This is a genomic window from Stenotrophomonas aracearum, from assembly GCF_031834615.1.
GTDB lineage: Bacteria > Pseudomonadota > Gammaproteobacteria > Xanthomonadales > Xanthomonadaceae > Stenotrophomonas > Stenotrophomonas aracearum.
Genome location: NZ_CP115543.1, coordinates 1,187,221 through 1,213,893 on the forward strand (window position 1 = coordinate 1,187,221; position 26,673 = coordinate 1,213,893).

A 26,673-nucleotide genomic window follows, 5' to 3' on the forward strand; every position below is an offset into this window, starting at 1 on the left:
ATACCGTGCGGCCCAGACCTGCTCCTGCCCGACCCGTTACTGCGCGCTGGCCACGGATGTGTTCCGGCGTGCCTCCGCCTCGGCCTTCATCGTCCGCCACCACGGCCTGCCCGCATGGGGCGCCGACAGGTCCAGGCGCTCGCCCATCTCCGGGGTGGACAGGGCGATGCCGCGTTGCGCCGCCAGTGCACTGACCCGCTCGAAGGGCTCTTCCCAGCGGTGCATGGCCAGGTCGAAGGTACCGTTGTGGATCGGCACCAGCCACTTGCCGCGCAGGTCCTGGTGGGCCTGCACGGTCTGCTCGGGCTGCATGTGCACGTAGGGCCACTTGGCGTCGTAGGCGCCGGTTTCCACGAACGCCACGTCGAACGGCCCGTAGCGCTCACCGATCTTCCTGAAGCCGTCGAAGTAGCCGGAGTCGCCGCTGAAGAACACGCGCAGGTCGTTGTCGATGATGACCCACGAGCCCCACAGCGTCTTGTTGCTGTCGCGCAGTCCGCGGCCGGAGAAATGCTGGGTGGGGGTGAGTGCGAATCGCACGCCGTCCACCTCGGTTTCCTGCCACCAGTCGAACTGGCGCACCTTGTCGCGCGGCACGCCCCAATCGACCAGGCGGTCCCCCACGCCCAGCGGGGTGAGGAACACGCCCACGCGGCTGGCCAGGAACTTCACCGTCGCGCGGTCCAGGTGGTCGTAGTGGTCGTGCGAGAGCAGCACGCCGCGGATCGGCGGCAGGTCTTCCAGCGCGATCGGCGGGGCGTGGAAGCGCTTCGGCCCGATCCACTGGAACGGCGAGGCGCGCTCTGAGAACACCGGGTCAGTGAGCCACCAGCCGCCACGCAGCTTGATCAGCAGGGTCGAGTGGCCCAGCCGGTACACGCTGCGATCCGGGGCTTCGGCCAGCGCCTGCGCGGTCAGCGCATGCACCGGCGTGGCGACATCCGGCACGGTGCCGGTCGGGCGGTTGAAGAAGAACTCCCAGAACAGCTTGATCGTGGCGCCCAAAGATTCCTTGGGCTTGGCCACGACGTTGGTGAACTGGTCGTCCGCACGCTGCGGCGACGTTTCATAGGAGGCGATAGGCACTTTAAGGGTCATCCCGATCAGAACGGCAAGGGCGAAGGCGACAGCGAGAAAGGACAGAATGCGCATGCGTCTCCAGAGGCTGGTGAGGTAGGTGAGTGCGTAAGCACTCACTTAAAAAACGCAAAAAAATCATCGCTGGATGCCCTTCCAGAACAGGTCGAATCCCGCCTGCTGGAGGACCTCGCGCTGTTCCGGCTGCGCCGCCATGGCTTCCAGCGTGGTTTCCAGCAGGGTGATCAGCACCCGACCCAGATAGAACGACAGCCGCTCCGGATCCACGTACCGGGCCAGGCTCGCTTCCAGGGTCTGCAGGGTGGTGCCGAACAGGCCGGCGCAATGGGTGCGGGTGCAGTCGGTGATCCGCTCGGACACCTTGAGCTGGCGCAGCGCCATGCGGTCCACCGGATGCGCCGCGCCCCAGACCAGCAACGCCTTCCACACATGCAGCAGCTGCCCGCGGACCTCGGCGTCGGCCGGGAAGCTGCCGCCCACAGCCAGCGCCAGGCGCTCTTCAAGCCGCACGAACAGCGCGTTGAGCAGCACGTCCTTGGTCTCGAAGTACGTGAACACCGTGCCTTCGGCCACCTTGGCCGCCTTTGCGATCTGCGCGGTCGACGCACCCACGCCCTGCGCCGCCACCAGTCGGGCGGCGGCATCAAGGATGGCGGTACGTTTTGCGTCGCTGAGCGGGCGGGCCATGGAAACATTTAGTTGAGTGGTCGCTCATTTATAGGCGCCTCCGCAGTCCAAATCAACCCCGCCTCCCCGCTGACAACGGCGTTCGTTCAGGCACTATAGGCGGGGTAGCGCCGGGCTCTGCCCGGCCGAGGGAAACCCATGGCCACCTCCAGCACCCATGCAGCCCCGCGCCTGCTCGCCGGCGGGAACCCCCAGATTCCCAAAGGCGAGGGCGACGCCCCCGTGCAGGCGTGGATCGCCGCAGTACCCGGCTGGAAGCAGCAAGCGGCACGGCAACTCGACGCCCTGGTCGTGGCGGCCATTCCAAAGGTCCGCAAGGCAGTGAAATGGAACTCGCCGCTGTACGCGGTCGAAGGCAAGGAGGGCTGGTTCCTGAGCATGCACTGCTACGCGCGCTACATCAAAGTCGCGTTCTTCCGGGGCGCGTCGCTCGACCCGATGCCGCCGGAATCCTCCAAGAGCCAGGACACCCGCTACCTGCACGTGTTCGAGGACATCCCGCTGGACACGGCTCAGTTCACCCGCTGGGTGAAGCAGGCCAGCCGGCTTCCCGGCGAGCGCATGTAGGCCGCTGCCGGAACCCACCTTTCCACGCGCCTGCGGTGGCAGACGCAACCAACTTCGGCAAAGATGGTGCGCTGCACGATCGCCCCGCGCGTCCGTGCATCCCCCATTGAAGATGGAACTGCCTGTGCTGAGTGTTGTTGGAGTGGTGCTTGCGTTGTACGTGGTGTGGCGGCTGATCTGGCCGCTGCGGGTGCCGGTCTCGCTGCGGGGGCCATTGGGCCTGCTGGTGCTGGCCTTGGCGCTGCACCATCGGATCGTGGCGCGGTTTGCCGGCACCATGGCGTCCCCTGAAATTCCCAAGGCTGCCATTGCGGTGCTGGCCAGTGGATTCACCGCACTGCTGCTGGTGGCGGTCTTCCTGCTGGTACTGGACGCGCTGCTCCTGCTTTCGCGCCTGCTGGGCCAGCCGCGCATCGCCGACGCATTGCGTCGCAGCTGGCTCCGTCCAGCCGCCGGTGTGCTCGCCCTGGCGCTGGGCATCTACGGCGTGCAGCAGGGCATGGCCGTACCCAAGGTGCGGCAGGTCGACGTCGCCATCGCCGGGTTGCCTGCCGCCTTTGACGGCTACCGGGTACTGCAGCTCACCGACATCCACGCCAGCCGCCTGCTCACCGGCGACTGGGTCACCCAGGTGGTGGCCGAAAGCAACGCGCAGATACCGGACCTGGTGGTGATCACCGGCGACCTGGTCGACGGCAGCGTGCGTGCGCGCTCCAACGACGTGCGCTCGCTGGGCCAGCTGCAGGCACCTGACGGCGTGATCGCCATCACCGGCAACCATGAGTACTACGGCCAGTATGCGCAGTGGATGCAGGCCTTCCGCGGTCTCGGCATGCAGGTGCTGGAAAACAGCCATACCCGGGTCACCCGCAACGGCAGCTCGCTCACCATCGCCGGTGTCACCGACCCGGTGGCCGCGCGCTATGGCCTGCCTATGCCGGACCTGAAGGCCGCGCTGGCCGGGGCGGATCCCAAGGATCCGGTGATCCTGCTGGATCATCGACCGAACCAGGCCGCTCCCAACGCCGCACAGGGCGTGAAGCTGCAGCTGTCCGGGCATACCCACGGCGGGCACATCGTGGGCATGGACCAGCTGGTGAAGCGCGCCAACGGCGGCTACGTCTCGGGCCGTTATGAAGTGAACGGGATGACTTTGTACGTCAGCAACGGCGCCGGGTTGTGGCCAGGGTTCGCCGCCCGTATCGGCGTTCCGTCGGAAATCACCGTGTTCACCCTGCGCCCAACCGTCACCACCCCGTAACACGCAGCGCTTACCTTGCGCCGCACTTCAGGGGTGGGGCGGCACAGTGGCCGAGCAGGCAAGAGGGCGGCTGGCGCGGATGTTCGAGCAACATGCGCCGGTGCTTCGGGGCTTCTTCGTGCGCCGGGGGGCGCGACAGGACGCCGAAGACCTGGTGCAGGAGACGTATCTGCGTCTGCTGCGTGCGCATGCGGGGCCTGGCGAGTCGATCGCCAACCCCGAGGCGTACCTGTTCACCGTCGCGCTGAACCTGGCGCGTGAGCAGGCCAGCCGCAGGCGCTGGGCCACGTTGCCGATCGAGGACATCGAACAGCTGGGCCAGGGCCTGGCCAGCGGGGAATGCGTGGAAGACGCCGCCGAACGCGAACAGCGCCGCCAGCGCCTGCAGGCACTGCTGGGAACGCTGCCCGAACACACCCGCGCGGTGCTGGTGATGCAGTACCGCGACGGGCTGAGCTACAAGCAGATCGCCGAGCGCATGGGCGTCTCCCCGCACATGGTGAAAAAGCACGTGGTGCGCGGGTTGTCGGTGTGCCGACGCGCGATGGGCGATGAGGAGGCACTGCGATGAGCAGGCCCACGCTGCACCCCGCCGCGCTGACCCAGGCCGCCGCGCACTGGCACGCGCTGCAACGACAGGGCGACGTGTCGCCTGCGCAGCAGCGCGCCTTCCTGGACTGGCTGCTGGTCTCGCCCGAGCATCTGCGCGAGTACCTGGCCATCAGCGAAACCGCCGGTGCGCTGGGCGAGGCGCTGCGCGCGATGCCCGACGACCTGGACGTCCTGCTGGCCACGCCGGTGCCGCGCAGCGCCGACGACAACGTGGTGCAGCTGCCCGTGCGTGGCGCGACTGCGACCGCGCCGCCGCAGCGTCGCAGGCGCCGTTTGCCGGGCCTTGCCGCAGCCGCTGCGCTGGTGATGGCGGTCGGCATCGGCACGCCGATGGCTTGGCCGCGCACCAGCCATTACGTTGCCGCGCACGGTCAACCGCAACAGATCCGGCTGAGCGACGACAGCCTGGTCCATCTCGATGCCGACAGTGAACTGTCAGTGCGCATGAGCCTGTTCGCGCGCCGGGTGGAACTGGAGCGCGGACAGGCCAGTTTCGTGGTTGCACCGGGCCGACGCCCCTTCGCGGTGCATGCCGGCGGGCTGAAGGTGACTGACATCGGCACCACCTTCGACGTCTCGCTGCAGCGTGAGCAGGCCCGCATCGCGGTCAGCGAAGGCCGGGTGCAGGTGCGCGGCGACAGTGGCCGTGGCCGCCTGCTGGCCGACCTCTGGGCAGGCAAGGTTGCGCAGGTCGACTACCGCGACCAGCGCGTGCAGATCCTCGACGAAGACGCGGCCAGCATGACCGCCTGGTGGCAGGGCCGCGTGGTGTTCCGCGACGAACCACTGCGCGACGTGGCCGACCGCTTCAACCGGCGCAACACGCAGCGCCTGCGGGTCAGCGACGACGCCGGCATGCTGCGCATCACCGGCAACCTGCGCGCCGACGACCTTGGCTCGCTGCGCGCCTTCCTCGACCAGCAACCGGCATTGCAGACCTCGCAGCAGGGCGGCCTCATCGATGTGCGGATGCGCACGCCTGGCTTCGACGCTGTCAAAAAAAATTCATCGAAATAACGGTGCCCGATCCGCGCACTGCGGCCTCGTAGTTGGGGAAAGCCACCGCCATTCCCTCACTGGATCCCACGATGCGCCGCACTCTGTTCCTTTCGATCGCCCTTGCCCTGCAGGCCACCGCGACCACCGCTGCTGCCGAACCCACCCGTGTTTCCGCCGAGGCCATCGCCTCGCAGCCGCTGGACCGGGCGCTCAACGCGCTGTCGCGCCAGACCGGGCTGCAGTTCGTCTACAACACGCAGACTGCCGGCAACCCGCGCACGCCGGCGGTGCCGGCCGGGCTGTCCGCCGATGCGGCACTGGGCCGCCTGCTCGCCGGTACCGGGCTGCGCTACCGCTATCTCAACGAAACCACCGTGACCATTGAGTCGGACGCGGTCGGTACCGAGCCGAGCTCGGGCATGGTCACGCCGATGGCCGTGGCAGGCACCGACGCCGCACCGCTGCAGGCCGCCGCCACTGTCGAAGGCGTCAATCCGCAGAACCTGGAAACCATCCAGGTCACCGGCAGCTACAGCCGCAGCCTGGAGCAGGCGGTTGACCTGAAGCGCACCAACATCGGCTTTTCCGATTCGATCGTCGCCACCGACGTGGCCGACTTTCCGGAGCAGAACCTCGCCGAAGCGCTGCAGCGCGTTCCCGGCGTGACCATCGAACGCAGCAAGGGGCTGGGCACCAAGGTCAATGTGCGCGGCCTGCCGTCGGAGTACACGATGGTCTCGATCAACGACCTGGCGACCGCGTCGGGCAGCGGTGGCCGCGACGTCGAGTTCGACATGTTCGCCTCCGAGATCATCCAGCAGGTCACGGTGCAGAAGTCGCCGACCGCTGCCGACGAGGAAGGTGGCATCGCCGGTTCGGTGAAGATCAGCACCGCGCGCCCGTTCGACTACAACGAGCGCAAGCTGGTGGTGTCGGCCGAAGCCGCGCACAACAGCATCTCCGAAAAGGTGGACCCGCGCTTCGCGTTCCTGGCCGCCGACACCTGGGGCGACTGGGGCGGCCTGGTGTCGTACTCGCAATCCAAGCGCACCAACCGCACCGATTCCACCTCGGGCATCAATTTTCGCCCAATGTCGCGCTTCCTGAGCGCATCCGGCACCCGCGGCACCCAGGCCCAGGCCGTGCTGGCGCGCGACGCCGGGGTCAACATCGTCAACCGCAACAATACCGACGAGACCAACCTGGTGGTGTTCCAGGACAAGGTCGGCGACCGCGTGTACCTCAACGAGCAGGACAAGTGGGGCGCCACCGCCTCGCTGCAGTACAAGCCGAGCAGCAGCTTCAGCCTGACCTTCGATGCGATGCTCGGTGGCTACGACGCGACTGAAGACGAATACGACGCGGCGGCGTACTCCGCCTCCAGCCGCAGCACCCTGGACACCATCCACGAGTACGACGCCACCACCCTGTCCGAGTACGGCATGGTGGTCCTGCGCGATGTCTCCTACACCGCCACCCAGCACGAGATGCTGAGCAAGGAGCGGATCAACAAGACCGACTACAGCCAGTACAGCGTCGCCATGGACTGGAAGGGCCAGGACTGGTACGTGGACGCGATGGCCGGGTACTCGGGCGCAGAAAAGACCTCGGACTATTCCAACCTCAAGCACGTCGCCTATGCGCCGTCGCGTACCCGCTGGACCGGGCGCAGTGGCGAGACCGTTCCGAGCACGCCGGGCGGCTTCGACATGTACAACGCGTCGGACAAGTACCTGTTCGAGGCTTATGAAACCACCCTGGAGAAGGTGGATGACGACAAGTATGCCGCCCAGGTCAACGTGACCCGGATGCTCGACCTGGCGTTCCTGCCGGCACTGCGCGACATCAAGTTCGGCGGGCGCTACACCGATCGCTCCAAGCAGCGCCAGTATGGCGAGCTCAAGATCACCGGCCCGTTGGCGGGCAGCAGCGCGTGGGTCAATACCCGCACGATGGCAGACAGTCCGCTGCAGTCGATCGGCGACATCGTTCCCGGCGGCGCCTACACCATCAAGGACCTGGACTGGCAGCAGATCTCCAACGGGTACGCGCGCAGTGCGTTCCGCTACGACGGCTTCTATACCCCGTTCGACGCCGGCCAGTTCTACCAGGTCGACGAGAAGGTGATGAGCCTGTACGCCATGGCCGACTTCGCGTTCGACATCGGCCACGTGCCGGTGACCATCAACGCCGGTGCGCGTTACGTGGACACCAAGGTCAACTCGTTCGGCTACCACCCGATCCAACGTCCGGACGGCAGTACCGGCTACACCGACACCCCGGTCTCCAAGGACGGCAGCTACGACGACCTGCTGCCCAGTTTCAACATGACCGCGGAACTGTCGCAGGGTCTGCTGCTGCGCGCGGCGGCCTCCAAAGTGATGATGCGCCCGGCGCTGACCGATATCGCCTACAAGCGCACCGCAAGCTGGGGCTCGTACCGCTTCACCGACGGCAATCCAGAGCTGAAGCCGACTTACGCCAAACAGTGGGAAGTGGGCCTGGAGAAATACCTGGACAACGGTGCGCTGTTCGCCGCGTCGTACTTCCGCAAGAACATCGATGGCGTGGTGATCAACTCGCTCACCGGCGTGGTCGAAGACGTAGCGGTGTACAACGCCAACGGCACCTTGAACGGCATCTTCGACTTCGACGTGTACCAGCCCGTGAACGCCAAGGGCTCGTACCAGGTAGACGGCGTGGAGCTGGTCGCGCAGCTGCCGCTGGGCATGTTCACCCCGGTGTTGGAAGGCTTCGGCATCAATGCCAACTACACCATGCTGGACAGCTCGCTGGCCGGTGAGTCCGACCTGGGCATCCGCACCCCGATGCCGGGCCTGTCCGAGAAGACCTGGAACTTCACTGCCTACTACGAGAACGACCGATTCGACGCGCGCGTGTCCTACAACCACAAGGACGAGTACGTGGAGTCGATCGGCTATGACATGTACCCGATCTGGCGCGATGCGTATGGCCAGATGGACGTGTCGATCGGCTACCGGATCACCGACAACATCAAGGTCAGCCTGAAGGGCATCAACCTCACCAACGAGATCACCAGCGGCTACACCATGGACCCGTCGTTCCCGACCATGTACGAGGCCTCCGGCCGCCGCATCAGCCTGGGCCTGCGTGCCGACTTCTGATTGATCTCCCCCTGCCTGTCGCCGCGCGGCAGGCAGGGGCCTGCAAGGAACCTTCATGCGTACTCTTCTCCTGCTGGCGCTGCTTGCGCCGGCCCTGGCCAGTGCGGCCAACACGGACCCCGACGCAGGCCGCGACTGGCAGCCCGGCGACCATCATGTCCACAGCGAATGGAGCGTGGACTGGGACCGCAGCACCACGCCGCCTACGCCGATCCGTGGCGGCGACTCGTCCTACACCCGTACCCGCAACGCACAGCAGGCGCGCCACTTCGGCCTGCGCTGGATGGTGCACACCGACCACGGTGGTCCCGGACATTCGGCGGTGACCCGCGACCATGCGTATCCCGCATTGCTGCAGGCCCGTCGCGACGTGCCCGACCTGATCCAGTTCAACGGCATGGAGTTCGACGTGCCGGCCGGTGAGCATGCTTCGCTGATCGTTGCGCCCGGTCCGAAGGAAGGCGAGCAGTTGTTCGCCATCGAGCGCGACTACAGCCGCGGTGAGCCGCTGCAGGAAGGCAGCCGCGATACCCATCAGCACATGCTGGATGCGCTGACCCACATGCGCGGCCTGCAGCCGCTGCCGTTGATGCTGGTCAACCACCCCTCGCGCACTGCGACCGGGGCAGGGCAGTGGGGCGAAGTGACGCCGGCCGAGCTGATCGCGTGGCACGCCACGGCACCGCAGGTACTGGTCGGCATGGAAGGCGCACCCGGCCACCAGGCCACCCGCACCGAGCGCGGCCTGTACCGCAATGCGGCGGCGCCGACCTTTGGTGGTTTCGATCAGATGACCACGCAGGTGGGCGGCGTGTGGGACCGGATGCTGGCCGCCGGCACCCGGTTCTGGATCACCGCCAGCTCCGATTCGCATGTGAACCAGCGCGATGGGGGCAGCGATTTCGACCCGGGCGAGTACAGCAAGACCTACGTGTGGGCACGGCCGGAGGCAGATGACATCCTGGGCGGCGTGCGGGGTGGCCGCATGTTCGCCGTCACCGGCGACCTCATCGATGCCATGGCGTTCAGCGTGCAGGCCGCAGACGGCGGCGCGGTGGCGCGGATGGGCGATGCGTTGGCGATCCCGGCAGGCAAACCGATGCGGATCCAGCTGCGCGTGCGCCGACCGGAAGCGCCCAATGCGATGGGCCAGCACCCCGCGCTGCAGCAGATCCAGCTGATCGTCGGCAGTGGCGGTGCAGATGCACCGAAGATGCAGACCCGCCGATTCACCGCGAAGGAGTGGACCCGGGAAGGCGCGTGGTACCAGGTTGCGTGGGAGCTGCCCGCACCGGCCGGCGGCGGTTTCGTGCGTGCACGCGGCAGCAACACCGACGAGCCCACGCCGCTGGCCGACATCAAGGGCGAGGACCCCTGGCAGGACCTGTGGTTCTATTCGAACCCGGTGTTCATCACGCGGTGAAGGCCGCGCCAGCAGGCGTGCACGGGGTGGTCACGGCGGCGCGCTGACCCTTGGAGACATCACCTCCCGCGAGCCGCCGATGACCACCCTGACCCTGCATGACCTGGCCAAGAAGATGGCCGGCATCGACTTCACCATGCTGCAGACCTTCGCCGACAACGGCGAGATCGCCGGCCGGCCGATGAGCAACAATGGCGATGTCGACTACGACGGCGACAGCTGGTTCTTCGCTCTCGACAGCACCGACATGGTCCGCGAACTGCAGGCCGAACCCAAGGTCGCGCTCAGCTTCACCGGCAGCAAGGGCCTGCTCGGCAAGCCGCCGCTGTTCGTGTTCGTGCAGGGCAAGGCACGCCTCGTACGGGACAAGGAGGTCATGCGCGAACACTGGCAGAAGAGCCTCGAGCGCTGGTTCGAGCAGGGCATCGAGACCCCTGGTCTGGTCCTGATCCATGTCCACGCGCACCGCATCCACTACTGGGACGGCGAAGACCAGGGCGAGATCCGCGTCTGAGCCCATGCCTGCCATTGTCCGCCCGTTGATCGGCTGTGCCGGCTGGTCCATCCCCAGCCGGTACGCCGATCTGTTCGGGCCGGGCGACAGCATGCTGGCACGCTACGCCACCCGATTCCCGGTGGTGGAGATCAACTCCTCCTTCTATCGTCCGCACAAACCCGCGACGTACGAGCGCTGGGCGGCCACGGTGCCCCCCGCGTTCCGCTTCTCCGTGAAGCTCCCGCGCACCATTTCCCACGATTCGGGCCTGGTCGGGGTGGGCAGTTTGCTGGATCGTTTCCTTGATGAATCCCTGGGGCTCGGCGCCAAGCTGGGCGGGCTGCTGCTGCAGCTCCCGCCGTCGCTGGCACTGGATCCGCGCCGGGCCGCCAGCTTCTTCCGCGCACTCCGCCGACGCACCGCCGTGCCGCTGGTCTGCGAACCCCGGCACGCCAGCTGGTTCACTGCACCTGCCGATGCGCTGCTGCTACGCCACGATGTTGCGCGCGCAGGCGTGGACCCTGCACGGGTACCGTCGGCCGCGCATCCAGGCGGCGCGTCCTGTTGGCGCTACTGGCGCTGGCACGGATCGCCGCGCATGTACTACAGCGACTACGGCGAAACTGCGCTCGTCGGCCTGGCCGATCAGATGGGGGCGGTGGCAGCGTCGCCGCCGTGGGTCATCTTCGACAACACAGCGCACGGCTTCGCCGTTGCCAACGCTGCACGCCTTCAGGAGCTCACCGCCGATGCCTGAGGGCCCTTCCATCGTCATCCTGCGCGAGGCTGCGGCGAAGTTCCGTCGGAAGACCGTACGCCGCGCCATCGGCAACAGCAGCCTGGACCTGACCCGAATGGAAGGCCGGCGGGTACTGTCCCTGCGCAGCTGGGGAAAACACTTCCTTATCGAGTTCAGCGGCTTCAGCCTGCGCGTGCACATGCTGATGTTCGGGAGTTACCGCATCGACGAGCGCAAGCCCGCGCCGCCTCGTGTCTCGTTGCAGTTCGACAACGGCGAGCTCAACATCTACGCCTCTTCGCTGAAGTACATCGAAGGACCGCTGGACGATACCTACGATTGGCGCACCGACGTGATGAACGACGCGTGGGACCCCCGCTTGGCGCGGCGCCGCCTCAAACTGCAGCCGGAGACGCTGGTCTGCGATGCGCTGCTCGACCAGGACCTCTTCGCCGGGGTTGGCAACATCATCAAGAACGAAGTGCTGTTCCGCCAGCGCGTGCACCCCGAGTCGCGGATTGGCGACCTTCCGCCGCGAGTGCTGGGCAGGGTCATCACTGACGCACGTGAGTACAGTTTCAGATTCCTTGAGTGGAAGCGTGCCTTCGAGCTGCGCAACCACTGGCAGATCCACACGAAACGAACGTGTCCCAATTGCGGCGGGCCGGTCTCAAAGACCTATCCAGGCAAAAGCAAGCGGCGCACGTTTTTCTGCCCGAACTGCCAGGTCCGTTACTGAGCCGCCTGCCGGTGACGCCGTGACGACACGGCGTGGAGGCCGGATGGCCTAGGCTGCGGCCCCATGACCAGCCAAGCCTCCGCTGCGCGCTCGAGCGCAACAGCGCCCCACGCAGCTGCTACCGCCGCGACACCGACCCGCTCGATGATCGTGGCCGGCCTTTCCACCGTGGTGGAATGGTACGACTTCACCCTCTACCTGTACCTGGCGACGGTGCTGTCGCGGGTGTTCTTCGGCGGGGGCGAGAATGCGCTGCTGGCGACCTTGGCCGGGTTTGCGGTGTCCTACCTGATGCGTCCGCTGGGCGCACTCTGTTTCGGCCACCTCGGCGACCGCTTCGGGCGGCGCTACATGCTGCTCGCCTCGATGGCATTGATGACCGTGGCGATGCTGGCCACCGCCATGCTGCCCACCTTCGACAGCATCGGCACCACCGCAGGCGTGCTGTTGCTGCTGCTGCGCTGTGTCATGGCGTTCTCGGTGGGCGGCGAATATACCGGCGTGGTCGCCTACCTGCTGGAATCGGCACCGCTGCGCAGGCGCGGGCTCGTCACCTCGCTGGCGTCGGCCGCGAGTGAGGTCGGGGCGCTGCTCGCGGTTGCACTGTCGGCGCTGACCGTTGCCCTGCTCAGTACCGCGCAGCTGGACGGCTGGGGCTGGCGCATTCCCTTCTTCGTCGGTGCCGCCTTGGCCGGCGGCATCCTGCTGGCGCGCTCGACCATGCACGAGTCGCCCGAGTTCGAACGCCAGGTGGCGGCCGGCACGGTGCCGACCTCGCCGATCCGCGATACCTGGCGCTTCCACCGTGGGGCGGTGGCCCGCACCTTCGCCATTTCCGCGCTGGGGTCGATCACTTACTACGTGGGCATCACCTACGTGCCCGCGTTCCTCGGCTCGGTCAGCGACATCGGCGAATCTCAGGCGCTGTGGCTGTCCACGGGTGCTGCGGTCGCGGTGATCCTGGTGACGCCGATGGCCGGCGCGCTGTCGGACCGGGTAGGGCGTCGACCCGTGTTGATCGGGCTGGCCCTGCTGTCCGCCCTGTTGCCGTTGACCATGTTCGGCGTGATGGCCAGCGGTACTGCAGTGCAGATCGGCCTGGCCGCCGTGGTGCTGGCGTGCCTCGCTGGCGGCGTCAGTGCAGTGGCCGCACCGGCCACCGCCGAGCAGTTCCCGGGCGAAGGCCGGCTCAGTGGGCTTGCACTGGGTGTGACCATGGCCACTGCGTTCTTCGGCGGCGCCACGCCGCTGATCGCCGAACTGCTGGTGCGCCACACCGGCTGGGCCGCAGCGCCAGGCGCGATGATCGCCGCGGTGGCGCTGCTGGTGTTGCCGGTGATGTGGGGGCTGCGCGAAACCCGCCCGACCTGACGCCGGGCGGGCCCCGCTCTACGCGTGTTGGATGGTCAGAACTTCCAGCGCAGGCTGGCCGACACGAACCGCGGCTCGCCGTAGTTGTTGTAGTCCAAGTTCGCCCAGTAGGTCTTGTCCAGCGCATTGCGCACGTTGAGCGACGCGGTCCAGCTGTCATTGATCGCGTAGTTCGCGTGCAGGTTCACCAGCATGTAGGCCGGCTGCTTCACCGTGCGCGTGCCACCCAGCGGGTAGGGGATGTTGTAGCCCTCCACCTCGCTCTGCCAGGAGAACCCACCGCCCACGGTCAGCTTGTCCAGCACGCCGGGCAGGCGCACGCTGGTGTTGAGCTGCAGCAGGTCTTCCGGCGGATTCGCGTACAGCATGTCGGTGGCGGCGCGGGTCACCTTGACGTGGGTGAAACCGGCATTGACCGTCCAGCCCGGCATCACTTCGCCGTTGATGTCCATTTCCCAGCCGCGCGCCTTGGTGCCGTTCACGCCGATGTAGGCCGAGCTGCCATCGCTGAGGCTGCCGTCCGGCACGCTCATGTCGCGCACCGCGTAGTTGTCCTGCTTGGCTTCGAACACCGCGGCATTGGCGGTCAGGCGGCCGTCGAACCACTGGGTCTTCAGGCCGGCTTCCAGGTTGGAACCCTGCACGGGGGCCAGCAGGTTCTCGTTGCGGTCCTTGTAGTTCTGCGGGTTGAAGATCTCGGTGTAGCTGCCGTAGACCGAGACGTTGGGGTTGATGTCGTACACCAGGCCGACATACGGCGTGACTTCGTCGCTGACCTTGTAGGCACCGCTGGTGGCGGTGTACGCACCGGCGGCGTTGTACGCACGGGTAAGGGTTTCCCAACGGCTCAGGCGCGCACCGGCGATCAGCGAGAGCGGATCGGCCAGGCGCAGGCGGGTGGCAAGGTAGAAGCCGCTCTGGGTGGTGTGGGCGACGCGACGGGCGCCAGTGCGGCTGTAGGTGACTTCGGAAATGTCGCCGTCCCACGTGTACACGTTGGGAATGTAGTAGCAGCGTTCGGTGCCGCAGCGGGCCCAGTCGGTCGGGTAGCGCAGTGCGATGGTGTTGGTGGTGCCTTCGAGGTCGGACCACTGCGCGCCGACGGTGAGGTCGTGCTCGCGGCCGAACAGCGGGAAGGTGCCGCTGAGGTAGGCGTCGACGTTGCGGCGGGTGTCTTCGGAGTCGCCGGCGGCGGCGCGCAGGAAGATGCCGGCGCCGGTGTCCGGGTTCGGGTTGCCGGTGCCGTACAGGCGCACGTTCTGCACGTTGCCGCGGGTGTAGGCGGTGTTGATCTTCAGCAGCCAGTTCTCGCCGAAACGCTGCTCGAGGTTGGCGAAGGCGGTGCTGGTTTCGCGCTTCCAGTAGCTCCACTTCGGCGACAGGTTGGTTCCGCGCGGGAGGTGGGCGAAGTTGCCCTGGCTGTCGAAGAACGGCACGGTGCCCCAGGTGGAGCCGTACGGGTTGTTGTCCTGGGTCTGGTAGCCGACGGTGACGGTGGTGCTGTCGGTGAGGTCGCCTTCGAGCACGGCCATGCCGGCCATCTTGTTTTCGTCGTAGCGGTCGTAATACAGCCCGCGGTCGGTGTAGGCGGCGACCACGCGGCTGCGGAAGCGGCCGTCGGAGGTCAGCGGTGCGTTGACGTCGGCTTCCATGCGGCGGAAGTCCCAGCTGCCGGCGCTGACCGCGAAGGAGGCATCGAAGTCCTTGCCCGGACGCTTGCGCAGCAGGTTGACCGTGGCCGAGGGAATGCCGGCGCCGCTGAGCAGGCCGTTGGCGCCGCGGATGACCTCGATGCGGTCGTAGAAGGCGGTGTCGTATTCCTGGTTGGTCGAGCCGCTGTAGGTGGGGATGCCGTCGACCTGGAAGTCGGTGATGGCAAAGCCACGGGCGTAGTACAGCGGACGCTGGGTGTCGTAGAAGGACACGCTGACGCCGGTGACGTTGCGCAGGACATCGTTGATGCTGAAGAGGGCTTCGTCCTGGATCCGCTGCAGGCCGAGCACGGTGGAGGACTGCGGGGTCTCCTGCAGGCTGATCGGCAGGCGGGTAGTGCTGGAGGGCGCACGCTGGGTGCTGACCACGTTCACCTTGTCCAGGGTCTTGGCATCGCCAGCGGCATCAGCGGTCTCGGCCAGGGCGAGCGGCGAAGCCAGCGACAGCACGGCCAGGACAGCGAGGCCCAGCGGGGCGCGACGGACGGAACGGGAGGGCAGGGAACGGAAGGACTTTTGCGGTCTCAGTGGGCAGGGGGTGCACAACGGGACGCAAATGTAAATCGTTCTCATTCGAATTACAATAATTTAACGCGACGGACCGGCAACAAAAAACCGGCCAGAGGCCGGTTTCCGTAGAGCGGGGCTCTGCCCCGCTGCCTTTACGCTTTACTCGCTTACAACGCCTGCATCTCCTCATTGGCGTTGCGCTTTTCCGTCACCGGCGCCGGCGGGGTCAGCATCACCGCCGGGCTGGTGCCCTCCGGCACGTCCAGGAACGGCAGGCGCAGGGTGTCACTGGTCTGGCGGCGGATCTCGTTGGTCAGCGCAGCGCTGTCGTTGAGCTTGCGCCCGTAGGACGGCACGATCTCGCGCAGGCGGGCTTCCCAGCCGGCGGCCATCTGCGCGGGGAAGGCCTTCCTGAGCAGGTCGAGCATGATCGGCGGCGAGGTCGACGCGCCCGGCGAGGCGCCGAGCAGGGCGGCCAGGGTGTGATCCTGGTCGGTGACGATCTCGGTGCCGAACTGCAGCACCGCGCCCTTTTCGGGATCGCGCTTGATGATCTGCACGCGCTGGCCGGCGGTGACCAGCTTCCAGTCTTCGCGTTTGGCGTTGGGGAAGTACTTGACCAGCTCGGCCTGGCGGTCGTCGTCGTTCAGGCGCGCCTGGCCCATCAGGTACTTCACCAGGTCCAGGTTTTCCATGCCCACGTCGAGCATGCCGGCCACGTTGTTGTGGTTGACCGAGGAGTACAGGTCGAACCACGAGCCGTGCTTGAGGAACTTGGTGCTGTACAGCGCGAACGGGCCGAACAGGACCACCGGCTTGCCGTCGAGCTTGCGTGCGTCCAGGTGCGGCACCGACATCGGCGGCGAACCGGTTTCGGCCATGCCGTAGGCCTTGACGCTGTGGCGGCCGGCGATCTCCGGCGACTGGAAGGCGAGGAACTGGCCACCGACCGGGAAGCCGGCATAGTTCTTCGATTCGGGAATGCCCGAGAGCTGCAGCAGCTTGAGCGCGGCACCGCCGGCGCCGATGAACACAAACCGCGACTTGAGGGTGGACTCGGTTCCGGCGTTGAGGTCCTTGACCGTCACGTTCCAGGTCTTGTCGTCGTTTTGGCGCAGCGCCCGCACTTCGTGCTCCAGGTGCAGGCTGAAGTTCGGATTGCGCTGCAGGCCTGCGGTGAGCTGGCGGGTGATGACGCCGAAGTTGACGTCGGTACCCAGCGGCATCCAGGTCGCGGCGACCTTCTGGTTCGGGTCGCGGCCTTCCATCAGCAGCGGGGCCCACGCCTTGATCTGCGCGGGGTCTTCGGAGTACTGCATGCCGTAGAACAGCGGGTTCTTCACCAGCGCCTGCTGGCGCTTGTGCAGGTAGGCGATGTTGTCATCGCCCCATACGAAGCTCATGTGCGGCGTGGCGTTGATGAAGTCCGAAGGCTGGCTCAGGCGGCCTTCCTTCACCTGGTGCGACCAGAACTGGCGCGAGATCTCGAACTGCTCGGCAATGCCGACCGCGCGCTTGGTCTCGATGCTGCCGTCGGGCAGTTCCGGGGTGTAGTTCAGTTCGGCGAAGGCCGAGTGCCCGGTGCCGGCATTGTTCCAGCCGTCCGAACTTTCCAGGGCAACGCCATCGAGGCGCTCGAACACCTGGATGTTCCAGTCCGGCTGCAGTTCCTGCAGGAAGGTGGCCAGGGTGATGCTCATGATGCCGCCGCCGACCAGGACCACGTCCACCGGCTTGTCGTTGCCGGCGGCCGGTACCGAGCGCTGGGTCAGCGGCCAGTACAGGAAGACGGCGGCGGCGATCAGCAGCAGGGCAAACAGGGCGAGGACGAGCTTCGCGAATTTCCTGCGACCTTCGGAACGCGGCGGGGCGCCGTCCGAAGGCGTTCCAGACGATTTCGTCATGGGAATTCTCTTCATTGGGGAGAGGGGCAGGATGCCGACGCTTCCGAGTCGAAGCGTGAAGAAACAAGCACTTGAACGCATCCAGACGTCCATTTTAGCCCGTTCCGGTACGAATTTGGTGCAACGCAGCATCCGTTCGCTGTGCCACGCCCGGTCAGTCGATTCCCATCGTGAAGTATTCAGCGAGGAAGTAGCCGGTCTGGTAGAGCAGGGCGAAGATCGCGAGACCCAGGTGCCAATGTCGTGATCGGCTTGCAATGCCCAGTCCTGCGATCAACAGCATGATCCCGGTGTGCACCGGATAGGCCTCGCCCAGCATCTGCCAGCGGCTGTGGCCCTTGATCGCGGTATCGCCCAGGTCGAGCAGGGTCACCAGCGCCAGCATGCCGAAAAAGCCGGCGCGCCGCTGCAGCAGGTACTGCTCGTAGCTGCCGTACTCGCGCAGGTCGTCCGGGAACAGCAGCACGCACAGCATGTACCAGCTGGCGCAGTAGCCGATCACGAACAGGTACAGGCCGAAGGTCCACTCGCGCACGCTGGCCAGGCGGAACTCCCACCACCAGAAGGTCACCACCGACACCAGCGTCCACAGCACCCAGCACAGGTGGATGCCCGACCAGCCACCGCGCCGGGCCGGGTGCTCGATGATCGAGGCCAGGCCCTTTACCAGCGTGGTGATGCTCAGGCCGAGGATGATGCTGAGCACCACCCGGAGATGCAGGTAGACCGGATCCGATTCCATTGCCACCCCCAGCACGTTGGCCCGATCGTGCCAGATCGGAGGTCCATCCGCGTCAACGCCGCTTCCGCACCAGGGTTGCCGACGCTGCCAGCACTGCCCTGGTCAGCAGCGCCATGGTCTGTACGTCGCCCTTCCAGTGCTGCCAGTACAGGGGCACGTCTTCCCAGGCGCGCGGTTTCATCAGCACCAGCCGCCCGGCTTCCAGGTGGCGCTTGACCAGCGGCAGTGGGTTCATGGTCCAGCCCAGCCCGCCCAGGTTGGCCTGCACGAAGGCGCGGGTGGAAGGAATCCACCAGGTCGGCGCGGTCATCGGCAGCTCCTCGCCGGCCAGGCGGCGGGCAAAACGCGCCTGCAGATCGTCCTTGCGGTTGAACACCAGCACCGGCGCCTGGGCCAGCGACTGGGCGTTCACCCCCTTGGCGAAGTACTTCTCGTGGAACGCCGGGGTGCAGGTCGCTGCATAGCGGATGCTGCCCAACGGGTGGATCTGGCATCCCTGCACCGGCTCGTCCAGCGTGGTCACCGCGCCCAGCACCGCGCCCTGCCGCAGCAGCGCCACGGTGTGGTCCTGGTCTTCCAGGCGCAGGTCCAGCGTGGTGCCGGTCTGCTCGGCAAAACGCAGCGCGGCGTCGGTGAACCAGGTTTCCAGGCTGTCGTGGTTGACCGCCACGGGAATGCTGGCGTGGGGCAGGTCCTCGTCGGCGATGCCCATCCGATGAAGGGCGTCGTGTTCCAGTAGTGCGGTCTGCTCGGCCAGCTGCACCAGTACCTGGCCCTCCGGGGTCGCCACCGCCGGCGAAGCGCGTTTCACCAGCAGCCGGCCGACCCGGTCCTCGAGCGCCTTGACCCGCTGCGAGACCGCAGACGCGGTGACATTGAGCGACTGCGCGGCACGGTCGAAGCTGCCTTCGCGGATCACCGCCGCCAGGGCGCGGAGCTGGGCATGGTCGATACGCATCGTCTTAAGTTCCGCTAAAGATGGTTAAGTAAGTTTAGCTCTACTTTTTCATGTTGCGGCGCGACAATACGCGCCATCCGGTGCTGTACGCCTTGGCGAGGCACCGCCCCCCGCACTACAGGTGGCAACCATGTTCTCCTTCATTTCCGGCGGCCCCGGTCTGGCCGCGTGGTTCAGTGGCGCCGCCGCCGGCATCGGCCTGTTCGCCGTGGTCGGCGCGCAGAGCGCCTTCATCCTGCGCCAGGGCATCCTGCGCAAGCACATCGTTCCGGTCGTGGCGACCTGCGCGGCGATCGATGCGATCTTCATCTTTGCCAGCGTGGCCGGCCTGAGCACGCTGACCCGCGCGCTGCCCTGGCTGACCACCGTGGTGCTGTGGGGTGGCGTCACCTTCCTGGCCTGGTACGCCTGGCAGTCGGCACGCCGCGCGCTGGCCGGTACCGGTGGCATGCAGGTGGACGACAGCGACAACAGCTCGCGCCGCGCGGTGCTGACCGCCGCGGTCGGCTTCTCGCTGATCAACCCGCATTTCTGGCTGGACATGATGGTGATCGGCTCCATCGCCGACAACTTCGGCAATGCGCGCATGGCCTTCGCCGCCGGCGTGGTCACCGCCAGCTGCCTGTGGCTGACCGCACAGGGGCTGGGCGCGCGCATGCTGGCGCCGTTGTTCACCAAGCCGAAAACCTGGCGGATCCTGGACGGCACCATCGCCGTGATCCTCTCCATCCTGGCCCTGAGCCTGGCGTTCCGCGGCGTGCATTGATCTCTCTCTCTCTCTCCGTCAATGCACGTCTAAATGGCACCGCTCGCGGTGCCATTTTCTTTTCAGGGCCGTTCCAGAAACCGGATGACGGTACTGGTCTGGCGCGGGGCGATCTGTCTACACTCCGCCATCACGGACAAGGTGTCCGGACCGAAGGGGGAAGGATGAAGTACTCGAAGTGGGCGGCGCTGGCCGTCCTGGCTGCGTTGTCTGGTTCGGTCGGGCAGGCGTCCGCCGCCGAGGTGAACCTGGACCATTACCTCAAGCGCGATACCTTCAACGACATCAAGCTGTCGCCGAGTGGCCAGTACTACGCCGCCACCATCCCGATGGAGGACCGCACCGGCGTGGCCATCCTGGACCGGGAGGCCGGCAAGGTGGTCGGCTCGTTCATGCCGCCGAAGAACAACCACGCCAGCAGTTTCTACTGGGTGTCCGACGACCGCGTGCTGATCGGCCTGGCCGAGAAATTCGGCTCGCTCGACAAGCCGCAACCCACCGGTGAACTGTATTCCCTGAGCGCCAGGAGCGGCCGCGGCGACCTGCTGGTCGGCTACCGGGTCGAGGGCGCCGGGCCGGGCACGCGCATCCAGCCGAAGAAGGTCGAGGCAGTGGCCGCGTTCCTGATCGACTCGATGCCGCAGGAAGAACGCAACGTGCTGGTCACGGTGTGGCCGTTCTCCAGCGATCCGTACACGCGTGTCGACCGCTTGGACGTGACCAGCGGGCGCCGCCAGACCGTGGCGCGCTCGCCGGTGCGCAATGCCGATTTCGTCAGCGACCCAAGCGGGCAGATCCGCTTCGCGCACGGCGCTGGCAGCGACAACATCAACAAGCTGTACTACCGCGGCGTGACCGGCGAAGACTGGAAGCTAGTCAACGACGAAGCCGTGTCCAAGCGGATCGAAACCGCGCTTGGCTTCTCCGAAGATGGCCAGACCGCGTATCTGCAGGTCCAGCAGGCCGACGGTCCCGACGCGATCGTAAGCTGGGACCCGGCAACCGGGAAGCGCGCCACCCTGCTGCGTGACCCGGTGGTCGACCCCGAGCAGCTGCTGTACCGCCCGGGCACCCGCGTGCCGGTCGGTGCGCTGTACATGGGCGACAAGCCGCGCACCCGTTTCTTCGACGACGCGTCGGCCGACGCCCGCCTGTACCGCAGCCTGGAAGCCGCCTTTGCCGGCGAAGGGGTGTTGATCACCTCCAGCACCCGCGACGGTCGGCTGGTGCTGGTGCAGACCTGGTCGGGCGGCAATCCCGGCGATTTCTACATCTTCGACACCGTCGCCAAGTCGGCCGAGCACCTGATCAGCCGCAGCGGCTGGGTCGATGCGGCGCGCAGTGCCAAGGTCACGCCGTTCGCGTTCAAGGCCCGCGACGGCATGGAACTGCACGGCTATCTGACCGCGCCCACCGCCTCGGGCACGGCCAAGCCGCCGATGGTGGTGGTGCCGCACGGTGGCCCGTTCGGCGTGTTCGACGACGGCAGTTACAACAGCGAAGCGCAGATGCTGGCCGACGCCGGCTACGCCGTCCTGCAGGTCAACTTCCGCGGTTCGGGCAACTTTGGCCGCGCCTACCGGCAGGCGGGCGCGCAGCAGTGGGGCGGCACCATGCAGGACGACGTCACCGACGCCACCCGCTGGGCGATTGCCCAGGGCCACGCCGACGCGTCGCGCATCTGCATCTACGGCGCCAGCTACGGTGCCTATGCCGCGCTGATGGGCGCCGCGCGCGAACCGGGGCTGTACCGCTGCGCGGCCGGCTACGTCGGGGTCTACGACCTGCCGATGATGCATACCACCGGCGATATCCAGCGCAGCGGTTCGGGCAGCACCTACCTGAAGGAATGGCTGGGCAGCGCCGCCGAGGTGGCCGCGGTGTCGCCGGTGAACCTCGCCGATCGCATCAAGGTCCCGGTGTTCCTGGCCGCCGGCGGCGAAGACGAGCGTGCCCCGATCCAGCACACCAAGCGCATGGAGACGGCGCTGAAGAAGGCGGGGGTGCCGGTGGAGTCGCTCTACTACGACACCGAAGGCCACGGCTTCTACACCGACCCGCACCGTCGCGAGTACTACGGCAAGCTGCTGGCGTTCCTGTCGCACAGCTTGGGCGGCAAGACCGCCGGAGCAGCGCCGGCGTCGCCCTGAGCGGACACCACGACGATGGACAGGCGGCACCTGCGGGTGCCGCACCAGGAGGGGATGGATGCGCATGACATTCATGGCCGCGCTGCTGGGCACAGGCGCTGCACTGCTGTCGGCCAGTGCCGGTGCGATCGACCTGGACCGGTTCCTGCGCGAGGACGCGTTCGGCACGCTCAAGATTTCCCCGGACGGCACTTACATCGCGGCGACCATACCGCTGGAGGACGCCACCGCCGTGGCGATCATGGGAAGCACTGACATGAGCCTGGTGGGCTCGTTCCGGCCGCCGCGATACAGCCACGCCGACACCTTCGACTGGGTGAGCGACCAGCGCCTGGTCATCGGCCTTGCACAGAAGGCCGGTCGGCTCGACCGGCCGCAGCCGACCGGCGAGCTGTACGGCATCAACGCCGACGGCAGGGGCAGCGACCTGCTGGTGGGCTATCGGGTGGGCGGCTTGAATGAAAGCCAGGTCGCTGCGTTCCTGACCGACGAGCTGGCCGGCGACGACCGCAACGTGCTGATCGCGGTGTGGCCCTTCGCCGACAATCCCTTTACCCGCATCGAGCGCATGGATGCGGTGACCGGGCGCCGGCTGGTGGTGGCGCGGTCGCCCGTGCAGCGTGCCGAGTTCACCACCGACAGCACCGGCGAGGTGCGCTTCGCACTCGGTGCCGGCGCGGACAACGTAGGCAAGCTGTACTACCGCGCCCAGCGCGGCGAGGACTGGGTGCTGGTCAACGACGTGTCGGTCAGCCACCATGCGGAGCGTGCGCTGGGGTTCAGCGCGGACGGCAGCCTGGCCTATCTGCAGGTGGAACAGCCCGAAGGGCCCGATGCCATCGTCAGCTGGAACCCGCAGAGCAACGAGCGCCGGCAGCTGCTCCGCGACGACACCGTGGACCCGGGCCTGGTGATCTACCAGCCCGGCACCCGCGTGCCGGTGGGGGCGCTGTACTACGGCGACGTACCGCGCGCGCGCTTCTTCGACGACACCTCCAGCACCGCGCGTCTGTACCGCACCCTGCAGGCCGCCCTGCACAACCCGGTGTATGTGACGTCCAGCACCCGCGATGGGCGCACCCTGCTGGTGTATGCCTGGTCGGGTCGCAATCCGGGCGACTTCTACCGCTACGACACGGTCAACCGCACCGCCGCGCTGGTTGCCGGCAGGAACGGCTGGATCGATCCGTCCAGCAGTGCGGAGGTGCGCCCGGTGGCACTGACCGCGCGCGATGGGCTGAAGCTGCATGGGTTCCTGACCGTTCCGAAAGGCAGGCAGGCCGGCAGGCTGCCGATGGTGGTGGTGCCGCATGGCGGGCCTATCGACGTGTTCGATGCCGGCGACTACCAGAGCGAGAACCAGCTGCTGGCTGCGGCAGGGTACGCGGTGCTGCAGATCAACTTCCGCGGCTCGTCCAACTACGGGCGTGCGCATGCCCAGGCGGGACGGCTGCAGTGGGGGCTGCGCATGCAGGACGACGTCACCGACGCCACCCGTTGGGCCATCGCCGAAGGCATTGCCGACGAGAAGCGCATCTGCATCTACGGGGGCAGTTACGGGGCGTATGCGGCCATGATGGGCACGGTGCGCGAACCGGGGCTGTACCAGTGTGCGGCAGGGTACGTGGGTGTCTATGATCTGCCGATGATGTTCGAGCGCGGCGACATCCAGAACCAGAAGTCGGGTATGAACTACCTGCGCAACTGGCTGGGACCGGTCGAGGGCCTGGCGGCACGTTCACCGGTCAACCTGGCCGACCAGGTGCGGGTGCCGGTGTTCCTGGCTGCGGGCGGCGAAGACAAGCGCGCGCCGATCCAGCACACGAAGAAGATGGAAGCGGCGCTGCAGCGTGCCGGCAGCCCCGTGGAAAGCCTTTACTTCAAGACCGAAGGGCACGGCTTCTACACCATGGAGCACCGCCGCGAGTACTACACAAAACTGCTCGCGTTCCTGTCGCGCAGCCTGGGCGGGGAAACCGCGACAACGGCAACGCCCGCGCAACCGTGACCGGTGGCGCGGGCGTTTTCCACGTTACGTGAGGGCGATCAGAACGCCATCTGCAGCTGCATCTGTGCCTGCACGTCGCGGACCCCGAGCAAGCGCTCGGCCATGACCGCGCCACCCAGGTTGGCGCGGCGGTAGCGGTAGTCGGCCCCCAGCATCATCCGGTAGTCCATGCCCGTGGGGGCCTGGCCCGGTACCACGAAGGCGTGGTCGCCGGCGCCGTGCAGGGTGGCACTGCGCGCGCTGGCGCGATGCGCCATGGAGCCAAACAGGGCAGCATCGCCACGCAGCGTCCAGCCGTTGCCCAGGCGGCCGCTCACCGAGCTGCCCAGTTCCAGCTGCATGCCGCTGCGGGTGCCGGCACCCACAGACAGGCCCAGGGCATCGGCACCCACCTCATGGAACGCGCCTTCGCGCGCATGCCACGCCGACGCGCCAAGCCGCGGCTGCCAATGCAGGCCGGCCGCCGCCACCTCGGTGCTGAGCGTGCTGCCCAGCCGCACGCGCGACAGGGCACGTTGGCTGTGCGCGCTCATGCGCGTGCTGCCCCAGTGCAGCTGGCGTTGGCCGTCGGTCTGGTGCCATTCGTTGCCGAGCGTGTGCTGGAGGGTGAACGCACCCAGCGACTGCGCCATGCCGATACCGGCAAAGCGCGACTGCGAACGGGTCTGGCCGCCGTCGGTGGAGAAGTCCGAGCCGAGCAGGCCGGTGCTCAGCTGCAGCTGCCGGCCACCGCCCAGCGACATCGCCATCTGCATGCCGGTGCCCACGCCCTGCACGCCGGAGGCGCTGGCAGAACCTGGACCGAACGCCAGCATGCGGTAACCGCTGGCCGGCGTGGCGCGGGCCAGGCTCGACCAGAACGCATCGCCGTTGGCGGTCAGGCGCATGCCGGCCATGGCCAGGCCGGCACCAGAGAGCTGGTTGAGCGCGTGGTTGAACTCGGCGCCGCTGGCCACTTCCAGGCTGTGGTACAGCGCATTGTTGGCGTAGCCTGCTTCCAGCGCGGCGGCAATGCCGTGGCCACCGGCATCGGCCAGATCGCGGTAGTCGTTGCGGGTCATCACCACGTCGACGTTGCCGGCGGCGTCGCGCTCGGCCTGGGCCTGCCAGACCACGGTGGCGCTGCTGATGTTCTGCTCGCCGCCGTCTGCGCCCACGAACACCTTTTCCAGTCGGATCTGCGAGGCGTCGGTGCCGCGGGTGAAGCCGGTATCCACGTGCACGTCGGACAGTTCGCCGCCTTCATGCAGCACCATCTGCCCAGCGCTGCCGTCGGCATTGGTGCCAACGGTGTAGCCGCTGATCCCGCGCGGCGCCTGCCAGCCCAGGTCCGGGGCAGGGCGGTCGGCGTCCTGGGTGGGCAGGTCGGCGTGGACACCGCTGCCGGCGCCGAACACGTTGACCTGGCCGTTGTTGATCAGGCGGCCGCCGCCGTTCGCGCCCATGCGGAACGCGTGCGAGTTGTCGGCGTGGATGTTGATCACCCCGCCGCGGCGGTTGTTGAGGGCGGCCGAGCCGTCGGACTGCATCGCCACCATGTTCTGGCCATTCTGGCCGCCGGCCACGCCCAGGTTGATCACGCCGTCGTTGATCAGCGTGGCGCCGCGCGCGCCGGACATCGCCACCGCGCCGTCGCCGGTGACGGTCAGGGTGCCCTGGTTGAGCAGGGTGGCGTGGCTGCCTTCGGCATGCATCGCCGACTGGTTGCGCGCGTTGCTGGTGATGCGTCCTCCGACGCGGTTGACGCCGCTGCTGGCGTGGCTGTCGGCGACCAGGGTCAGCACGCGCGCGTTGCCGTCCAGCGTGATCTGGCCATGGTTGTCGAAGGCTTCGATCGGATCGCGCTCATTGCCCACCCGCGCGGTCACCGCATGTACCAGCGCGCCCTGGTTGAGCGTGCCGCGCGCGGTAACGGTGCCATGGTTGTCGAACTCGGCCATGCCGCCCAGCGCGAAGCCGCCGCCATCGACCAGCAGGCTGGCATTGCGGCGGCGTTCGCCGTTGTCGAACTCGCTTTCACCGCTCAGGGTCACCACGGTGTCGCGCAGCTCCATGCTGCCCAGGTTCTCGATATCCGAATCGCCGTCGATGCGGATGCTGGCGCCCTGCGCGACCAGGGTGCCGTGGTTTTCCAGGCTGCCCTCGCGCTGCAGGTGCAGCTGCCCCTGCAGTTCCAACCGCCCGTAATTGTCCAGCTCGCCGTCGTTCTCCAGCAGCAGGCGTGCGGCCTGGCCGATGCGCAGGGTGCCGGTGTTGCGCAGCTCGCCGTCGTTGCGCACCGCCAGGGTGCCAGCGCTGATGTGCAGGGTGCCTTCATTGCGTGCGTTGCCGACCACGCGGGTTTCCACGTTACGGTCCCAGGTGACGTCGCTGCCGGGCGCCGCCAGGTGCTGGTTGCCACCGTACTGGCCGCCTTCGCTGCCGGGCGGCAGGCCGCCACCGCCACCGCCGCTGCCACCGTCGCTACCGCTACCGCCGCCACCACCACCACCGGCTGCCGCAGCAGCGCCGCCGGCCAGGGCCACGCCACCCAGCAACCAGGCGCTCATGCCGCGCGACTCGCCGTCACTGTCGCCGCTGTCATCGCACTGCAGGTGGTCGGGCGTGCGCTCGCAGTCGACGTCGTCGTCGGCGTAGGCGGGCGCGGCAAGGGAACTGCACAGGGCAAGTGCGACAAAGACGGCCAACGGCCGACGGGCAGGAACAGCGGGTGACATTGGAAACTCCATGGACGCATCGGGGAAAACGTGCAGCTGCGTCGGGCAGGTCTGCACGTAGGAACGCC

At 67.3% G+C, this 26,673-nt stretch carries 20 protein-coding genes; 13 read left to right on the forward strand and 7 right to left on the reverse strand.

The genetic code is table 11. From position 1 onward, the window contains the following. Nucleotides 1-36: 36 nt before the first annotated feature. A complete protein-coding gene (locus PDM28_RS05570; RefSeq protein ID WP_425507635.1) occupies nt 37-1,152 on the reverse strand; it encodes an MBL fold metallo-hydrolase in 1,116 nt (371 codons plus the stop codon). Between the two features lie 63 nt (nt 1,153-1,215). Continuing rightward, nucleotides 1,216-1,785 (reverse strand): TetR/AcrR family transcriptional regulator, encoded by a 570-nt coding sequence (locus tag PDM28_RS05575; protein WP_311184099.1) that lies wholly within the window; start codon nt 1,783-1,785, stop codon nt 1,216-1,218. Nucleotides 1,786-1,923: 138 nt separating this feature from the next. Here PDM28_RS05575 and PDM28_RS05580 point away from each other — a divergent pair, with 138 nt between their 5' ends. From PDM28_RS05580 to PDM28_RS05625, 10 genes are all read left to right on the forward strand, one after another. Further along, entirely contained in the window at nt 1,924-2,352 is a 429-nt protein-coding gene (locus PDM28_RS05580) for a DUF1801 domain-containing protein (RefSeq protein WP_311184100.1), read from the forward strand. A gap of 112 nt (nt 2,353-2,464) precedes the next feature. Beyond that, nucleotides 2,465-3,613, forward strand: coding sequence for a metallophosphoesterase (locus PDM28_RS05585; RefSeq protein ID WP_311184101.1), 1,149 nt, complete (start codon nt 2,465-2,467; stop codon nt 3,611-3,613). Nucleotides 3,614-3,692: 79 nt separating this feature from the next. Continuing rightward, the gene (locus PDM28_RS05590) at nt 3,693-4,184 is read left to right on the forward strand and encodes an RNA polymerase sigma factor (protein ID WP_070206809.1); all 492 of its coding nucleotides are present in this window, start codon (nt 3,693-3,695) and stop codon (nt 4,182-4,184) included. Beyond that, nucleotides 4,181-5,242 carry a FecR family protein gene (locus tag PDM28_RS05595; RefSeq protein WP_311184102.1) on the forward strand — a complete coding sequence of 354 codons (1,062 nt, stop codon included), beginning with the start codon at nt 4,181-4,183 and terminating at the stop codon, nt 5,240-5,242. Before PDM28_RS05590 ends, PDM28_RS05595 begins: the two co-directional genes overlap by 4 nt. 71 nt (nt 5,243-5,313) lie before the next feature. Further along, nucleotides 5,314-8,370, forward strand: coding sequence for a TonB-dependent receptor (locus tag PDM28_RS05600; protein WP_311184103.1), 3,057 nt, complete (start codon nt 5,314-5,316; stop codon nt 8,368-8,370). 55 nt (nt 8,371-8,425) lie between these two features. Beyond that, nucleotides 8,426-9,793, forward strand: coding sequence for a CehA/McbA family metallohydrolase domain-containing protein (locus PDM28_RS05605; RefSeq protein WP_311184104.1), 1,368 nt, complete (start codon nt 8,426-8,428; stop codon nt 9,791-9,793). Nucleotides 9,794-9,872: 79 nt separating this feature from the next. Then, nucleotides 9,873-10,307 carry a pyridoxamine 5'-phosphate oxidase family protein gene (locus tag PDM28_RS05610; RefSeq protein WP_311184105.1) on the forward strand — a complete coding sequence of 145 codons (435 nt, stop codon included), beginning with the start codon at nt 9,873-9,875 and terminating at the stop codon, nt 10,305-10,307. A gap of 4 nt (nt 10,308-10,311) precedes the next feature. Continuing rightward, the gene (locus PDM28_RS05615; protein ID WP_311184106.1) at nt 10,312-11,046 is read left to right on the forward strand and encodes a DUF72 domain-containing protein; all 735 of its coding nucleotides are present in this window, start codon (nt 10,312-10,314) and stop codon (nt 11,044-11,046) included. After that, the gene (locus PDM28_RS05620) at nt 11,039-11,767 is read left to right on the forward strand and encodes a DNA-formamidopyrimidine glycosylase family protein (protein WP_311184107.1); all 729 of its coding nucleotides are present in this window, start codon (nt 11,039-11,041) and stop codon (nt 11,765-11,767) included. Before PDM28_RS05615 ends, PDM28_RS05620 begins: the two co-directional genes overlap by 8 nt. A gap of 144 nt (nt 11,768-11,911) precedes the next feature. Beyond that, on the forward strand, nt 11,912-13,138 hold the full coding sequence (locus PDM28_RS05625; protein ID WP_311184648.1) for an MFS transporter: 1,227 nt from the start codon (nt 11,912-11,914) through the stop codon (nt 13,136-13,138). A gap of 35 nt (nt 13,139-13,173) precedes the next feature. Here the strand turns inward: PDM28_RS05625 and PDM28_RS05630 are convergent, their stop codons facing one another. From PDM28_RS05630 to PDM28_RS05645, 4 genes are all read right to left on the reverse strand, one after another. Next, nucleotides 13,174-15,423, reverse strand: coding sequence for a TonB-dependent siderophore receptor (locus PDM28_RS05630; protein ID WP_311184108.1), 2,250 nt, complete (start codon nt 15,421-15,423; stop codon nt 13,174-13,176). A 104-nt stretch (nt 15,424-15,527) separates the two neighbouring features. Continuing rightward, nucleotides 15,528-17,264 (reverse strand): malate dehydrogenase (quinone), encoded by a 1,737-nt coding sequence (mqo, locus tag PDM28_RS05635; RefSeq protein ID WP_311184109.1) that lies wholly within the window; start codon nt 17,262-17,264, stop codon nt 15,528-15,530. A gap of 154 nt (nt 17,265-17,418) precedes the next feature. Then, complete coding sequence (locus PDM28_RS05640; protein ID WP_102944064.1) at nt 17,419-18,006, reverse strand: hypothetical protein; 588 nt, start codon at nt 18,004-18,006, stop codon at nt 17,419-17,421. 52 nt (nt 18,007-18,058) lie between these two features. After that, nucleotides 18,059-18,964 carry a LysR family transcriptional regulator ArgP gene (locus tag PDM28_RS05645; RefSeq protein ID WP_311184110.1) on the reverse strand — a complete coding sequence of 302 codons (906 nt, stop codon included), beginning with the start codon at nt 18,962-18,964 and terminating at the stop codon, nt 18,059-18,061. A 130-nt stretch (nt 18,965-19,094) separates the two neighbouring features. Between PDM28_RS05645 and PDM28_RS05650 the strand changes: the two genes are divergently transcribed. The 3 genes from PDM28_RS05650 to PDM28_RS05660 all read left to right on the forward strand — a co-directional run bounded on the left by PDM28_RS05650 (nt 19,095) and on the right by PDM28_RS05660 (nt 23,888). Further along, a complete protein-coding gene (locus tag PDM28_RS05650) occupies nt 19,095-19,730 on the forward strand; it encodes a LysE/ArgO family amino acid transporter (protein ID WP_311184111.1) in 636 nt (211 codons plus the stop codon). A 164-nt stretch (nt 19,731-19,894) separates the two neighbouring features. Continuing rightward, nucleotides 19,895-21,880 carry an alpha/beta hydrolase family protein gene (locus PDM28_RS05655; RefSeq protein ID WP_311184112.1) on the forward strand — a complete coding sequence of 662 codons (1,986 nt, stop codon included), beginning with the start codon at nt 19,895-19,897 and terminating at the stop codon, nt 21,878-21,880. A gap of 58 nt (nt 21,881-21,938) precedes the next feature. After that, a complete protein-coding gene (locus tag PDM28_RS05660) occupies nt 21,939-23,888 on the forward strand; it encodes an alpha/beta hydrolase family protein (RefSeq protein WP_311184113.1) in 1,950 nt (649 codons plus the stop codon). A 38-nt stretch (nt 23,889-23,926) separates the two neighbouring features. On the opposite strand, the gene PDM28_RS05665 is transcribed toward PDM28_RS05660, so the two are convergent. Beyond that, nucleotides 23,927-26,605, reverse strand: a complete 2,679-nt coding sequence (locus PDM28_RS05665; RefSeq protein ID WP_311184114.1) for a hypothetical protein — start codon at nt 26,603-26,605, stop codon at nt 23,927-23,929. Between the last annotated feature and the right edge of the window lie 68 nt (nt 26,606-26,673).